The sequence below is a fragment of the Paenibacillus sp. TY11 genome (assembly GCF_059772165.1).
This window is the reverse complement of sequence record NZ_JCBAIQ010000006.1, coordinates 205,313-220,068: the sequence shown is the minus strand read 5'-3', so window position 1 is coordinate 220,068 and position 14,756 is coordinate 205,313. Positions and strand designations below refer to the sequence as shown.

Genomic DNA, 14,756 nt, shown 5'->3' with positions numbered 1-14,756 from the left:
AAACTATAATCACAACTTTACATTAAAATGGGAATTTAGCTGGAGGAGAAGAAATGACATCAGGTGACAGAGAATGTGTATTTTCTTTCGTATTACCCCCTTAGTTTCACAGCATAGCGGTGTATCATTCCCGGCATCCCCAGAAATTCAAGTTCGCCATGAGCGATTAAATATTGAATCCGATACTCCAAAAAGGTGTCGCTTCTTAGCTGCGGCCATTGTGTTAAAGCCTCACCAATTATTTTTCCGGTGTTCACATATTGCTGATTATTCTCTAACTGTAGTTGGCTGATCATATCCAGCAAAGCCTGGTCAAAGTAATCTTCTGGCACATGAACGATTTGGTCATTGTCCCACAGTCTCAGCACACTATCTTGTTTACTAAGCTCCAGCCACTCTTGTTCGTATCGTCGTCGGTCTTCCATGCACACAACATAAATTTTATCTTCATTTTGCTTAATAAACCGTGCAATTTCTTTTGAATGTACCACATTCATGGATAAAGGAAACTTACCTTCAATGTATAAAGGATCATTCGGCTCCCGCTTCATGGAATCTGTTGCATTAATGACCCGAATAGGAGCAGCTCTGTTTCGCAGAACATATAATGCAAAACGTAATCCGACCTGCTCATGAGCATTAGACCCACACCAGATTGTGATCGACTTATCATCAGAAATTTCACTAAGAGTAGCCATCATCTGTTCAATTCGGTGCTCCCAATTGGCGTAATGGAAAAATTCATGATGAACCATCCGTTCAGCTAACCAGTTGTGACGGTTTTCTTGTCCTTCTTGTGTTTCCAGTTTACATAACGGCCCTATGGAAAATAGATCATCAAAAGACAGTACTTTACTCTCATACCGCAACCCTGCTCCCGAAAGGCCTACTTTCATCGAGCCCGCAGCGGACTGAGAGAACAGTAGGTGTACATGCCTCTCCCGAATGCGCTCATGCTTCAAGCGCTCATTTCGGCTTACTTCCACATTGTTTGCCCACTGCTCCAATATGTAATTAGCCCATTCTGGATTTCTGTCCGATAAGGCTATAGCCCGCTCCAGCACACTATGCACAAAACCTCTAAGCCTTCCACCATTTGATATCTCATTATAATCTTCATCAAAATTTGATTTATTGTTAGATGACAAGTCATCTACCTCCTCTTATCTAATCCAATTAAAACTTGTCTTTCGACCAAAGATATCTTTAGAATAGGCGTATGGCTATCACATCTTGTTCTACAATAACAATACCACAGGATGGTTACTCGACTGGAGGAAAAGAAATGACATCGGAGTGGCAGAGATTACAGACCAAACTGCCGGAATGGTTAGAACAAAGCCGTCATGAGTATATTCATGGCAAGGTTGCAGCGTATATTCCTGAATTGTCCAAAGCCCCGGCCGACGCGCTGGGTGTTGTCGTGATGAATGGGGCAGGCGAGACTGTGGTAGCCGGGGATACGGAAATCCAATTTACGATGCAGAGCATTTCGAAGGTATTTACGCTCATTCTGGCCTTGATGGATAATGGAGAGGACGTTGTCTTCTCTAAGGTTGGTATGGAGCCTACCGGAGACCGTTTTAATTCCATGCTAAAGCTGGAACTGGTTGAGCCGGGTATTCCGTTTAACCCACTGATTAACGCTGGAGCGATCGCCGTCTCTTCTCTGATTCGCGGGAACAGCCCAGAAGAGAGGTTTGCCCGTGTTCTCCAATTTTTCCGTCTGCTTACCCACAATGACTCACTGGAATATGATCAGGATGTTTACGATTCAGAATCTGCCACAGGCCATTTGAACCGTTCCCTTGCTTATTTTCTAATGGAAAAAGGAATTTTAAGAGGTCATGTGGAGGATGTGCTGGAGGTTTATTTCAGACATTGCGCTGTAAAAATGAACTGTACAGATTTGGCACGTATGGGGCTCATTCTCGCCTACAACGGCCGTGATCCGGTTACGGGCGTACCTCTGATCCCCCGCCGTTATGTACAGATCGCCAAAACATTTATGACGACATGCGGCATGTATGACGCCTCCGGAGAGTTCGCCATTCAAGTCGGACTACCCGCCAAAAGCGGCGTTTCCGGCGGCATTATGACGATGGTACCCGGACGATATGGCATTGGACTAGTTGGACCTTCTCTGAATCGTATGGGTAACAGTACAGCTGGTGTACACTTGCTGGAGACGATGTCTCGAGATTTGGATTGGAGCTTGTTCTAAGTATACGAAAAAAGGGTATTCCCAGCCTATACGGCTTATAGGAATACCCTTTTTTGTTGCGTTCCTGCTTGTTAAATCATTTGACCATTAACCAGTTTGATTTGAATGCGGAACGGGTCAGCCACATACATGGCACCATCACGTTCTTGCAATCCATAACCTGCCGTAGCCAAACGAGCAGTAATGGCATCCAATTCTTTTTGATCTGGCACAATCAGTTCAAAATAATCCAATCCTGCGGCGTGCTCGGGAGCAGGTGGCGCTCCTTCACCTGCCCATATATTCAAGCCCATATGGTGGTGGTAACCACCTGCGGAAACGAACATAGCCGAAGAACCATACCGGCTCGTAATGTCAAAGCCAAGCACATCGCAATAAAATTGCTGTGCTTTGAGTAAATTAGACACATGGAAGTGAACGTGCCCGATTACCGTTCCCTGTGGGAGTCCCTGCCAAGGTAAATTTTCAGAAATCGTAACCAAGTCTTCTGCATCCACGGGATCTGTTCCCATAATGTAAAATCCATTTGCATCTTTTTTCCACTGATCACGAGGACGATCTGCATAGATTTCAATTCCGTTATTATCGGGATCATGGATATATAGTGCTTCACTTACATCATGGTCTCCCTGTCCGATTTCAATCTCATGAGCCAGCAGGTTACGTAAAGCCAGGCCCAGAGCTACACGATTCGGTAGAAGAATAGCAAAGTGATATAATCCAGCTGCAGACTGGCGCGACAGAATAACTGCATTTTCAATATAGTTAAGGATCAGTAGCGCATGCTTTCCGTCGACAGTCAATTCAGCGGTATCCGCCGTTTGGCGCAGCAGCTGAAAACCAACAACCTCTGTATAAAATTGAATAGAACGCTCCAAGTTACTAACCTTCAATGAAACCTGCCCGATTTTGGTGTTGTCATGAATATGTGCTGTCATGAGATTTCCCTCTTTCTACATGGATTGGAGGACTAAGGCTAATCAAAAATTATTGTTCTGTTGACCCGCGACGGCTGAACAAAGAATCCAGAGATAAGCGAGTTGTCGGTGCAACTACCAGATGTAGAGCTACCAGAATAAAAGCAATATCCAGCTCATAGCCAGCGCCTTGACCATTCCCCATCAACCCGCCGGACAATTTTGCTGTGAAAATGGCGCCGATCAATACAATAACAAAAAGTCCGGATACATAGCGGGTAAGCAATCCCAGAATCAATGCAATCCCGCCGACCAACTCAATCACCGCAACGGCATAACCTAAAAATCCTGGGACGCCAATGCTGGAAAACCAGCCTGCTACATTACCCAACCCCATTTGAAATTTAGCAATTCCGTGTGCCAAAAACAAAATTCCCAGCGCCACCCGCATTATTGTAGAAATGTTTCTGCTTGCTGAACTCATGTTTATCTCTCCATTCTGTTTGTTTTATTACACCCATACAAGTGCATATGAATAATTAATTTATATTACTAATAATTCGGTCAAAAAAATAATACCGTTCGAAATCTATGCTGCAACACATTTGTGTGAATCAAAATCAAATTATTAGTAATAGGAATAATTATTTTGTAATGTGAATTTATCATAAGAAACTGTAGTCTGTCAACAAATTATTTGGTATGATAAATATTAAATTAGTATACATTATATTTCCTTAAAGGAGGAACGTTCTATGGGTATAGGATGCAACATACGCGCCGCACGTAAACGTAAAAATTTATCCATCCAGCAAATATGCGAACGAACCGGACTATCTCAAGGGTTTATGAGTCAAGTAGAAAATAATAAAACCTCCCCTTCCATCGCTACGTTGGACAGTATCGCTAATGCGCTTAAGGTCCCTCTCGCTTTTCTGCTTCTTAAAGAAGAGGAGCGGATGCAAGTGATTCGCAAGGACGAGCGCCGTAAAACGTTGTATGGTAAAAACAACCTCCAGGTCGATCATTTGGGTGGTCAGGGTAACGTTAAAATGATGCTGGTGGACATGCCGCCAGGCTCATCTACAGAAGAAGAGCATGCTCATGCGGGGGATGAGATTCATTTTATCTTGGAGGGCACGGTATACGTGGAGCAAGGCGAGGATTCAGCTACTCTGGAAGCAGGAGATTCCTTTAGCTGGAGGGCAGCCATCCCCCATTATGCCAAAAACGTGGGAGAAAACAACGCCCGTATCCTGATCTCCGTGTTTCTCGAAGCAGAAAATGACGCCTAATAGATACTTAAGCAAGCACGAAGCAAGAAAAGTTGAAATTCCATCAAAAAAAGCGCGTACCGGGAAGTCATCTTTACTTCAACGATACGCGCTTTTTAAATTTTTTACTTACTATTGCTGCTTAACTTATTCCATCGCCTGCTGGGAATCTGTACGCGATTCCCACGGCAGCTTGAAGGTTTTCATGATTTGTTTGGTATCCGCCGGGAGCCCAGTGAGCGGATCACCTGTAGTACCCAACAACTCGTCTTTATGATCCACAGTGACACGTCCATAAAAAGTGCTACTGCTGTCTCCCCATCCTGTAGTAAACTCGTAGATCAGCGGCTTATTTAGCTTCGGATATGTTCCCCACTGATTTTTAGCTTTGTTATTCAGAAAAAGTCCAAGCGGATCATAATCCATCGTAAATTCTTTATCAAATGGTGGTCCTACATACCCTTGATAAGTAACAAGTGGAAAACCGTCTTTCACTTCAATCAGACTGAGCACATCCCCATTCACAGTAAAATAACGCAATGCCTCTCCCTGAGGAAACAGATAAACACTAGATAGAAGCTCGGTGTTGGGAGTATGAGCTTCGATATAGGAGTGGACAGAACGTCTTTCTATACGAACCAAAGCTTCGCGTGCTGCCACGAGATCTCCCTCATAAATTTGTTCTTTTATCTTACCGTGAATCGGTGGCTGCACCTGAATCTGTGTAGTTGTCTTCTCCAGCGTATAACCCAATTCAAGCGACACATCTCTCAGAGGTATATATACTTCTTTACCTGAAACCTCAAAGGTAAGTTGTTGCTGGTTTTTACGTGATCGCTCCTTAAGAACCAACGGTTCTGCCCACTTTTGTAGCGTGACCTGCTTCTTTTTGGCATCCCAGTGGTAGGTTGCACCCACAGCTTCGGCGAAAGGTTTAAGCGGAACCATGAGCTTTCCGTCGATCAATAGGAGTTTAGCCTTGGTGTTTAAGGGTTGACCGTTTATAACAATATCTGTTAACTGCGTTGATTGAGGCGCAGTGGCAGTGGCTCCCTGTTCAGCAGCTTCGGCAACTCCTTGATGCATTGTTGCCAGGAGTAAGGACAGCATAAACAAGGCGACAAACAATCGCTGAAATCCTGCTCGATTTAGCTTCATCATCAGTCTCCGTTCACTTAATGGACTTGTGCATTCCTGATCTATCTCTTTTTGGCTGCGTCAATGTCTCCAGGATTCAGACCTGCCCATATGTTCGGGATACTGACGGTCTCAGGATGCTCAAATACGAGAAATGCAGTCGGCAAATACCGCTCTCCGTATTCAGAAGAAGGCTTATTTACAATGGCGTTATCTTTGACGAGCACCGTTGACGAGCCTCCATCCAGATTAGCACCGATGACCGCTCCATGTTTAAGCAAAATATTTTGCATATCATACAAGTTGGCACCAATGCTGTACCCAGGCTGGCGACCGTCGATGGTCACGAAAATAATCGCCCCGTCTGCTCTTTGCCCCATTGCAGTACGGGGAGCAATTCCCCACCCTTCACTGGCATTGCGAATCAGACCTTTACCATTCACGATTAGGCGTGGCTGAAAGGTAACAGCTTCTTGCACATTCATTTTGGACAACTCAGACAGCGAATAGTGACCGGCTAACATTTTCCCCTGTTTATCAATACCTACGATTTGGACAGAGGCATTTTTACCCATATCATTGTAGTATATCTGACCCTGGGAAATGACAACGCCAATCGGTTTAAAACCATTCCCATTCCAGTTGGGATCGGCAAAGCCACCACCATTTACGCCAGCAACAGCCCCTAAACGCTCGACCATGCTAGATACCCGTTCTCCCCGGCCGACCTTGGCAGGAATTCCTAGCCTAATTTTAGTAGGGTCATGCACCGTCATGACATAGCCGTGATAGTTACGGCCCGATACCTCTTCCACTTCAACCAGCGGCGTTTGTTGCACTTTGGTCGGTATCAGATCAGGCAGATTGATTGTATGTCTATCCTTCTCCTCACCCATCTCTTCAAAACGGGCCGAATATTCAGCCACACGTTTCTTCGCTTCTGCTTCACCGATAAAATATTTCGCCCAGTGGCGATGTTGAGTCGTGATCAGCGTATCAGCAGCCAAATAGCGCATGTCCTTGCCAGATGGCGTTAAAAACAACCACGCACCACCCCCTATTCCTGCTAACAGGAATACAATAAAAAGTCGCAGCATAAATCGACCGAATTTTCCTTTTCGTTTCTTTTTTCTATTTTTCTGCCTGCGGATTGCTGCACGCTTTGGCAAAACTTCCGGTTTCATTCATCATCTCTCCTATTACAGCGACTTCTATCTTATTCATCACTATTGCCCATCGAATGATCGGTAACGATAGGCGGCGACAGCTAACGACAATATCATAAACTAATTTTGTAGAATGATAGTGTCAATTTTTTAACAGATTCATCCACTCTGAATAAGAACACAGCAAAAAGCCCTCCACATGAATGTGAAGGACTGTATTTGAACGTTACATCTTGGCTGGAATCCGCTGGTCAGCTTTCCCGCCCCTTTTACGGAGCGGCCTCCGGTTCGAGCAACATGAACAGCTCTTTCATCTGCTGTCGTTTGAGTTTGGGACTAAGCACATACAATGTATCACCCGGTTCAATCACAGTTGTGCCTCTCGGGGCAATAATTTGCTCGTTCCGAATAATAGCTGTGAATAAAATGTCTTCGGGCAGCTGTATATCCTGAATCGCTTTGCCCGCTATCGACATCCCCTTTTGTACCTGAATGTGGTTAATTTCCGAAGTGGTTTTCCCCAGAGAAACTAATTCCAGCAGTGAAGGAGACGACGTCTCGTTAGGGTCCATCAAGCCAAGCTTCACCGCTAGCCATGAAATAGTTGTACCCTGAATAATCGCAGAGGTGAGCACGACGAAAAATACAACATTAAAAAACATGGGTCCTACATCCATCTCATCCAGCAAAGGATAGGTTGCCAGTACAATAGGCACCGCCCCCCGCAGTCCTGCCCAAGATAACAGCGTCTTCTCGCGCACAGAGTATCTGGAAAAAAGCAGACTCAGGAACACGCCAATTGGACGGGCCACGAGCATTAGGATGAAGGAAAGCGCCAAGCTTTGCCACGCAATGCCTAGCAATTGATCGGGAAAAACCAACAGCCCGAGCAGGACAAACATCATAATCTGCACCATCCAGGCGAAGCCATTGTTAAAATGAATAATCGACCGCTTGTAGGTCAGATCCGAATTCCCCAATACGATGGCCATGACATAAACCGCCAGCAGCCCGCTTGCCTCCAGTAACGATGCAGCCGCATACGTTAAGACCGCAAATGCCAGCGCCATCACAGGATACAAACCGGATGAGTCAAAATTCATTTTATTAATCGCATATACACCTATGCGTCCAAGTACAAAACCAACGACTAAACCAAAACCCATCTCCCATAAAAACAATAAAATATGTATCCAAATGGATTGCTCGGGGTGATGTATCAGCTCAATCAATGTTACCGTGAGAAATACAGCCATCGGGTCATTACTGCCGGATTCCGCTTCGAGCGTCGAGGTAATTCGTTTTTTGATGTTTTTACCACCTAAAACGGAAAACACTGCTGCCGCATCCGTCGATCCGACAATTGCGCCGAATAGCATGGATTCCATCCAGCTTACGCCTAAAATAAACTTGGCGCAGACGCCAATGACTACAGTCGTAATGATGACCCCTAGCGTTGATAATGACAACGCAGGTCGAATCACTGGCTTAACATCTGAAAACTTTGTCTGCATCCCGCCTTCAAACAAGATCACAATGAGCGCGAGAATGCCCACCAGCTGTGTAATAAAGGCATTATCAAAATAAATAAACTGACTGAGCACCATGCCTACGGCTATAAACAAAACGAGCGCAGGCATACCGAAACGGCTGGAAAATTTGGTAGTCAGCACACCGACCAGCAGCAAGCCGGACAGCAAAAGCACAATAAAATTAATAACGGTTGTCTGTTCCATACGGCTTCTCCTATCTTGAAAAATAGATGTTCATTTTTTCGCCTTCTATCTATATACCCTCAAATCACACAGAATACTATTCTTAAGTAAAAAATTATATGAGAACATCAAAAAACCAGCTCATGGTCTGTGCTAATATCGGCAGTCCATGAGCTGGTTTGTATATTTTTATAGGGCTTAAGCTGCGACACTCGCCGTGCTTTAGGCTTTAGGATGAATCATATGCGCGGGTACAACATATTGGTCGAACTGCTCTTCAGTCAGCAGTCCGCTGCGGAGTGCCGCTTCTTTTAGAGACAGCCCTTCTGCATGTGCAAGTTTGGCGATTTTAGCCGCATTTTCATATCCGATATGTGGATTCAATGCCGTCACCAGCATCAGCGAATTATTCAAATTGTGCTCAATTTTAGCGAGATCAGGCTCGATACCGATCGCACAGTTGTCATTAAAAGCAATGATGGAATCGGCCAGCAAATGAATAGACTGCAAAAAATTGTATATGATTACTGGCTTAAACACGTTCAGTTCAAAATTGCCCTGACTTGCAGCAAAGCCGATAGCTGCGTCATTACCCATTACTTGCGTAACAACCATCGTCAATGCTTCACTCTGAGTCGGATTCACCTTACCTGGCATGATGGAGCTACCCGGCTCGTTAGCAGGAATCGTAATTTCCCCCAAGCCGCTACGCGGGCCACTTGCCAGCCAGCGAACATCATTGGCGATTTTCATCAAATCGGCAGCGAGCGCTTTGACTGCTCCATGTACGGCTACCACTTCGTCATGGCTGGTCAGTGCATGAAATTTATTGGGTGCGGAAGTGAACGTTTTGCCAGTGAAGCTGGAAATTTCCGCAGAAGTTCGGGAGCCAAACTCTGGATGAGCGTTAATTCCTGTGCCCACTGCTGTTCCGCCAATCGCCAGCTCCTTCATATATTGAACCGTGTCGATGATAATCCGCTTGCTCTTGTCCAGCATGGCATACCAGCCACTGATTTCCTGGCCCAGCGTAAGCGGTGTCGCATCCTGTAAATGGGTTCGTCCAATTTTTATAATATCCTTGAATTGCTCTGACTTCTGTTGAAAAGTCTCTTTCAGCTTATCAATGGCGGGCAACAAACGGTCCTCGACAGCAATAACACCCGCTACATGAAGCGCCGTAGGAAACGTATCATTTGAGCTTTGCGACATGTTTACATCGTCATTAGGATGCAGCTTCGTATCTTTTCCCTGCTCTTGTAACCATTGGCTTCCCAGATGAGCAATCACTTCATTCACATTCATATTGGACTGCGTACCGCTCCCTGTCTGCCATACAACCAACGGGAAATGGTCATCGACTCGCCCAGCGAGAATTTCATCCGCTGCATAAATAATAGCGTCCTGCTTCTCCTGTGATAGCTTACCCAGCTTATAGTTGCTGATCGCCGCACTCTTTTTGAGCACCGCGAACGCCTGAATGACCTCTAATGGCATTTTCTCCGAGCCAATCGGGAAATTTTCCTTGCTACGCTGTGTTTGCGCTCCCCACAGACGGTCTGCTGGTACTTTGATTTCGCCCAACGTATCCTTTTCGATGCGGTAGTTCAACTCATTTCCTCCTCTTGGCCTATGTAATTCAGACAAAATATGGTGATCTCCATTGCCTATTATACATTAAATTTCAAATGTTATCATTTATTTTGCAAGCGCTTTTTTAAGATGAGGCCAGAGGAGGTAGAAGGAGATTTCGGCTACGATCCTGGGTCACTAAGTTCAGCTAATGGTGATATTGCTTTTGGCATGAACTTCTTTTCTGCCCAGTAGCTTGTTCAGCGCGTCGATGTAAGCTTTAGCACTAGCTTCCAAAATATCAGTACTTGTGCCTCTTCCCAGAGCTGTGTACTCACCTTGTCTCAAATTGGCGTGTACTTCTCCCAACGCATCTTTGCCATACGTTACAGATTGGATCGAATAATCCTCCAACTCCACCTCTTCACCACTGGCCTTGTCTATAGCATGGAAAATCGCATCTACAGAACCGTTACCCATTGCTACTTCATCAATTGCTGTCCCATCTTGTTTACTCAACCGAATGGATGCGACTGGAACCGACTGATTGCCATAGGACACCTGAATGGAATCCAGTGTGTAAATTTGAGGTGAGGCATTGCGACTTTCATCCATCAGGACGAGCAAGTCTTCATCCAACACCTGTTTTTTCTTATCCGTCAAAGCTTTGAATTTGCGGAACGCCTCCTGAAGCTGTTCCTCCGTCAAAGCATCAAACCCCATGTCCGCCAGTTTTTCCTTAAATGCATGTCGACCCGAGTGCTTGCCCAACACAAGTTTACTCGTCTTCAGACCAATGCGCTCGGGGGACACGATCTCATACGTTGTACGCTCCTTAAGCATTCCGTCCTGGTGTATACCGGACTCGTGCGCAAACGCATTGGCCCCAACAATGGCCTTGTTCCCCGGTACCGACATCCCCGTCCGTTTGCTCACCAGGCGACTAGTCGCATACAGTTCCTCCAGAACCAGACTCGTTTGTGCATCATAAAGCTCGGTTCTCGTGTCAAGGGCCAGTGCAACCTCCTCGATAGGTGTATTCCCGGCTCGCTCACCGATGCCATTGATTGTACCTTCAAATTGATCTACACCATTTCGAATGGCCGCCAGCGTGTTAGCTGTTGCCATGCCAAGATCATCATGACAGTGTGTGCTAAGTTGTATTTTTTCGATACCGGGCACTTGTTGTTTTACAATTCTAAACATTTCACCGAACTGATCCGGCGAGGCATACCCCACCGTATCCGGTAAATTGACGACTGTCGCCCCAGCACGAATCGCCATATCTACGACCTCACAAATAAAGTCCAGCTCGGTACGACTGGCGTCCTCTGCCGAAAATTCTACCTTGCTGAAATACTTGCGTCCATAACGAATGGCAGCGGCAGCGGTCTCTAATACTTTCGCTTTATCCATTCGCAGCTTATGTTGGCGATGAATGGAGGAGGTAGCCAGGAACAAGTGTAGGCAGGCATCCTCTGCACCGCGTAGCGCCTCTCTGACCGCATCAATATCCTGCTCTTTCGAGCGTGCAAAACCAACCAGTGTAGCTTGGGTAACCTGTTTGGCAATCTCCTGCATACTGGAGATCTCACCAGGTGAGGTTGCCGGAAAACCAGTCTCAATCCGATCTACGCCTAATTTTTGAAGCTGAAGAGCAATTTCCACTTTTTCTGTGCTGGTTAAGCTAACTCCTGGTGATTGCTCTCCATCTCTTAACGTTGTGTCCAACACCCATATTTTGCGCATACAGATACCACCTTTGGTTTGATTTTAGGAGATGCTCAAAGTAGAAGATCTACAGATCATTTTATTCATCTGATCATCTGATGTTTAATGTTAAAAAAATTATGAACTTCCCATATGCTTTTGCAGCTCCAGCTTGGTGCCGTCCAAATGTTGAATGCTATACAGTTCGGCAGCCTTGCCATCCTGATCCCGGATTGCTTCAAATATTTTCTCATGCTGAAGTGTAAAATGATTTTGCATCGCCGGATCGGTAATGAGATTGTTCAGCGCCTTTCGGATAGCCTCTACAAAGCTGCCATATACGTCTGTAAGCACCTTATTGCGTGTAGCTCCGGCAACAGCCAAGTGAAAAGTGATATCCGCATCCAGATACCCGTTCATATCTCCAGCGGCCAATGTCGCAGCTCGACGGTCCAGCGCCTCCCGCATCAAGCGTAAATCCTCGTCATTACGACGTAACGCTGCCAATCTGGCAATCTCCAGTTCCAACACACTCCGCACTTCATAAACCTCAATAATTTCAGCGCGGCTTAGACGGTAATCCAATGGCTCTTGAGAAGTCGTCGGTTGGCAGACAAAGGTTCCGTGTCCTTGCTTTTTCTCTAATAGACCGGCATGTACCAGAACGCTAACCGCTTCACGCACCGTAGATCGCCCGACTCCGAATAGCTTCATGAGCTCAGGCTCGGTTGGAATCTTAGTGCCCACGTTCCATTCACCAGCAGCAATTTTTCGTTGCAGCTGTTCAGCCACTTCATCGGCGATTTGCTTGCGTTTGACGGCTTGAAAAGGCACCATTTCATAATTCATCTGATCATCTCCTGTTTCGTATCATACTACGACTGCTCGTCATTCTGCAACTTGTTTTCCTTAGTGCTGCTCATAAAATATGCTTAGAGCCATTCATAACGCCGCTACCTATAGTTATAATTATGGCAAAAAAACGGCGACCGTTAACCGTATCGTACCGGAATGATCGCCGTAGCGTTGTTTTGAAGCTCCTATGCCCGTCTTCTTACTTGGATAAGTAAGTATAAGAAAAAGGGAGCGCCAATGACCGCAGTAAAAACACCTGCCGGAATATCCCGGGGCGGAAAAAGCGTCCGTCCTGCAAAGTCAGCCGCCACCAGCAGGATAGCCCCGATCAATGCAGAACACCAGAGTAATGAACGGTGGGAGCCGCCCACCAACCGACGTGAAATATGCGGAGCCATCAGCCCTATAAATCCGATTCCGCCTGCAAACGCTGTAGCCGCCCCCGCCAGCCCAGCAGAAATGAAAATCAGGGCAAATCGCAGCAGCTGTACACGCGACCCCAAACCGATTGGCAACTCGTCGCCCAACAACTGAATATCCAATGACCTCATCAGCAGGAACAGCACCGGAATAAAGATGATTAACCATGGGAGAAAGCTATAAACCTCATTAAAGGTAGTACCATATACGGTACCCGTCATCCATACCTGAGCCTGGCTTGTCCGCCAGATTGGACCAAAGATGAGAAACAGCGTTTTCCATGCCTCTAGCAAAGCTGTTACTCCAAAACCGATCAAAATGATCCGCATCGGCGACACACCCTTTTTCCAGGCAGCGGTGTAAATAATAAGGGCGACTCCTGCGGCGCCACAAAAAGCAAACAGCGGGAGCCATACAATGCCCAAGGTCTCGTTAAACAGGGCCAAAAAAAGTACCGCCATCATGGATGCCCCACTATTCACCCCGATAATTTCCGGTGAAGCCAGCGGATTTCGGATCACGGCCTGTAATACGGTACCTGACAACGCGAGTGCTGCCCCTACGAGCGCTGCTAACATTAGACGGGGTAGCCGCAGGTTTAAAACCACCGTGGCTTCCATTGTCTCCCCGCCACCTGCAAGTATACTTAGGACATGTAGCGGCGGTATGTACAGAGTGCCGATTCCTGTACTGAGCAACACGAAGATGAGGAACACGACTATAAGTATGACAAAAACGGCTATCCTTTTATTTCTTTTGCTCATTTCTTTCCCAGCCCCTTTCTTGCAAGATAAATGAAGAACGGGGCACCCACAATGGCTGTCATGACACCAACGGGTATTTCTTTTGGGAACGCGACAAAGCGGGCTGCAATATCTGCGACCAGTAGCAAAATCCCACCGAAAACTGCACAATACGGAATGATCCAGCGGTGATCCAGACCCACGAATTTGCGTGCAAGATGAGGAATTATTAGCCCGATGAATCCGACGGGCCCTGCAACGGCTACCGCACCGCCAGAGAGAAGAATTACGACAAACAGGGCAAATGCTTTTACCCGAATGGTATGCTGGCCTAGTCCTTTGGCTACCTCATCTCCTACAGCCATGACGTTCAGAGCCTTTCCCAACCCTAATGCGCACGCATATCCGCACAGCAAAAAAGGAATGACAGGTAGGATATCTTCCATTTTCCTGCTCTCTATCGATCCAGTCAGCCAGAAGAGGACACTTTCCAGTGTCCTCTCATCCGATACCAAAATGGCTGAAGAGTAGGATGAGCATAACGCGGTTATCGTTACGCCTGTAAGCGTAAGCTGGATTGGCGTCATCCCTTCCTTCCCCAAAGAACCAATCCAAAACACAGAAGCAGCAGCAATAGCGGCACCACTGAAAGCAAACCATATAAAGCCGCTTTCTGTTGTAAGGGAAAATACGGAAACTCCTGTAATAATAAAAAGAGAAGCCCCCGCATTGACGCCGAGTATTTCCGGCGAAGCCATCGGGTTTCTCGTGATTGCCTGCATCAGGGCGCCTGAAATTGCAAGCGCCGCTCCCACGAGCACCCCTGCCAGTGCACGTGGCAGACGCAGACTACGAATAATGAAATGCTCATTGGAAGCATCGTTATGGAAGTAGGCATCGAACACCATTGTCCATGTCGTATGGGTGTAGCCGTACACATTGCTCGCCATAAATAATATACCTAGGATAGCTATACTGATGACAAGCCCGATCGTTCGATTTCGATTGTTTAGTAAAGTCATG

Annotated in this window: 13 protein-coding genes; 2 read left to right on the top strand and 11 right to left on the bottom strand. The window is 46.3% G+C overall.

From position 1 onward, the window contains the following. Positions 1-92: 92 nt before the first annotated feature. The gene (locus AC6EJC_RS08640) at positions 93-1,148 is read right to left on the bottom strand and encodes a DUF1835 domain-containing protein (protein WP_444953599.1); all 1,056 of its coding nucleotides are present in this window, start codon (positions 1,146-1,148) and stop codon (positions 93-95) included. 137 nt (positions 1,149-1,285) lie between these two features. Between AC6EJC_RS08640 and glsA the strand changes: the two genes are divergently transcribed. Further along, a complete protein-coding gene (glsA, locus tag AC6EJC_RS08635) occupies positions 1,286-2,224 on the top strand; it encodes a glutaminase A (protein ID WP_444953598.1) in 939 nt (312 codons plus the stop codon). A 71-nt stretch (positions 2,225-2,295) separates the two neighbouring features. Here the strand turns inward: glsA and AC6EJC_RS08630 are convergent, their stop codons facing one another. Together AC6EJC_RS08630 and AC6EJC_RS08625 are read right to left on the bottom strand one after the other, a co-directional pair. Then, a complete protein-coding gene (locus AC6EJC_RS08630) occupies positions 2,296-3,162 on the bottom strand; it encodes a VOC family protein (RefSeq protein ID WP_444953597.1) in 867 nt (288 codons plus the stop codon). 49 nt (positions 3,163-3,211) lie between these two features. Continuing rightward, entirely contained in the window at positions 3,212-3,625 is a 414-nt protein-coding gene (locus AC6EJC_RS08625; RefSeq protein WP_444953596.1) for a DoxX family protein, read from the bottom strand. Between the two features lie 271 nt (positions 3,626-3,896). Here AC6EJC_RS08625 and AC6EJC_RS08620 point away from each other — a divergent pair, with 271 nt between their 5' ends. Continuing rightward, complete coding sequence (locus tag AC6EJC_RS08620) at positions 3,897-4,436, top strand: helix-turn-helix domain-containing protein (RefSeq protein ID WP_023988862.1); 540 nt, start codon at positions 3,897-3,899, stop codon at positions 4,434-4,436. 126 nt (positions 4,437-4,562) lie between these two features. On the opposite strand, the gene AC6EJC_RS08615 is transcribed toward AC6EJC_RS08620, so the two are convergent. From AC6EJC_RS08615 to AC6EJC_RS08580, 8 genes are all read right to left on the bottom strand, one after another. Next, positions 4,563-5,576 carry a copper amine oxidase N-terminal domain-containing protein gene (locus tag AC6EJC_RS08615; protein WP_444953595.1) on the bottom strand — a complete coding sequence of 338 codons (1,014 nt, stop codon included), beginning with the start codon at positions 5,574-5,576 and terminating at the stop codon, positions 4,563-4,565. 38 nt (positions 5,577-5,614) lie between these two features. Then, entirely contained in the window at positions 5,615-6,736 is a 1,122-nt protein-coding gene (locus AC6EJC_RS08610; protein ID WP_444953594.1) for a phosphodiester glycosidase family protein, read from the bottom strand. Between the two features lie 251 nt (positions 6,737-6,987). Then, positions 6,988-8,454 carry a potassium/proton antiporter gene (locus AC6EJC_RS08605; protein ID WP_444953593.1) on the bottom strand — a complete coding sequence of 489 codons (1,467 nt, stop codon included), beginning with the start codon at positions 8,452-8,454 and terminating at the stop codon, positions 6,988-6,990. Positions 8,455-8,655: 201 nt separating this feature from the next. Then, entirely contained in the window at positions 8,656-10,044 is a 1,389-nt protein-coding gene (gene fumC, locus AC6EJC_RS08600; RefSeq protein WP_444953592.1) for a class II fumarate hydratase, read from the bottom strand. A 165-nt stretch (positions 10,045-10,209) separates the two neighbouring features. Continuing rightward, positions 10,210-11,754 carry a 2-isopropylmalate synthase gene (locus tag AC6EJC_RS08595; RefSeq protein ID WP_444953591.1) on the bottom strand — a complete coding sequence of 515 codons (1,545 nt, stop codon included), beginning with the start codon at positions 11,752-11,754 and terminating at the stop codon, positions 10,210-10,212. A 99-nt stretch (positions 11,755-11,853) separates the two neighbouring features. Further along, positions 11,854-12,564, bottom strand: coding sequence for a FadR/GntR family transcriptional regulator (locus AC6EJC_RS08590; protein ID WP_134904240.1), 711 nt, complete (start codon positions 12,562-12,564; stop codon positions 11,854-11,856). A 191-nt stretch (positions 12,565-12,755) separates the two neighbouring features. Beyond that, complete coding sequence (locus AC6EJC_RS08585; protein ID WP_444953590.1) at positions 12,756-13,754, bottom strand: FecCD family ABC transporter permease; 999 nt, start codon at positions 13,752-13,754, stop codon at positions 12,756-12,758. Continuing rightward, on the bottom strand, positions 13,751-14,755 hold the full coding sequence (locus tag AC6EJC_RS08580) for a FecCD family ABC transporter permease (RefSeq protein ID WP_444953589.1): 1,005 nt from the start codon (positions 14,753-14,755) through the stop codon (positions 13,751-13,753). The genes AC6EJC_RS08585 and AC6EJC_RS08580 overlap by 4 nt, the downstream gene beginning before the upstream one ends. Position 14,756: the final 1 nt, after the last annotated feature.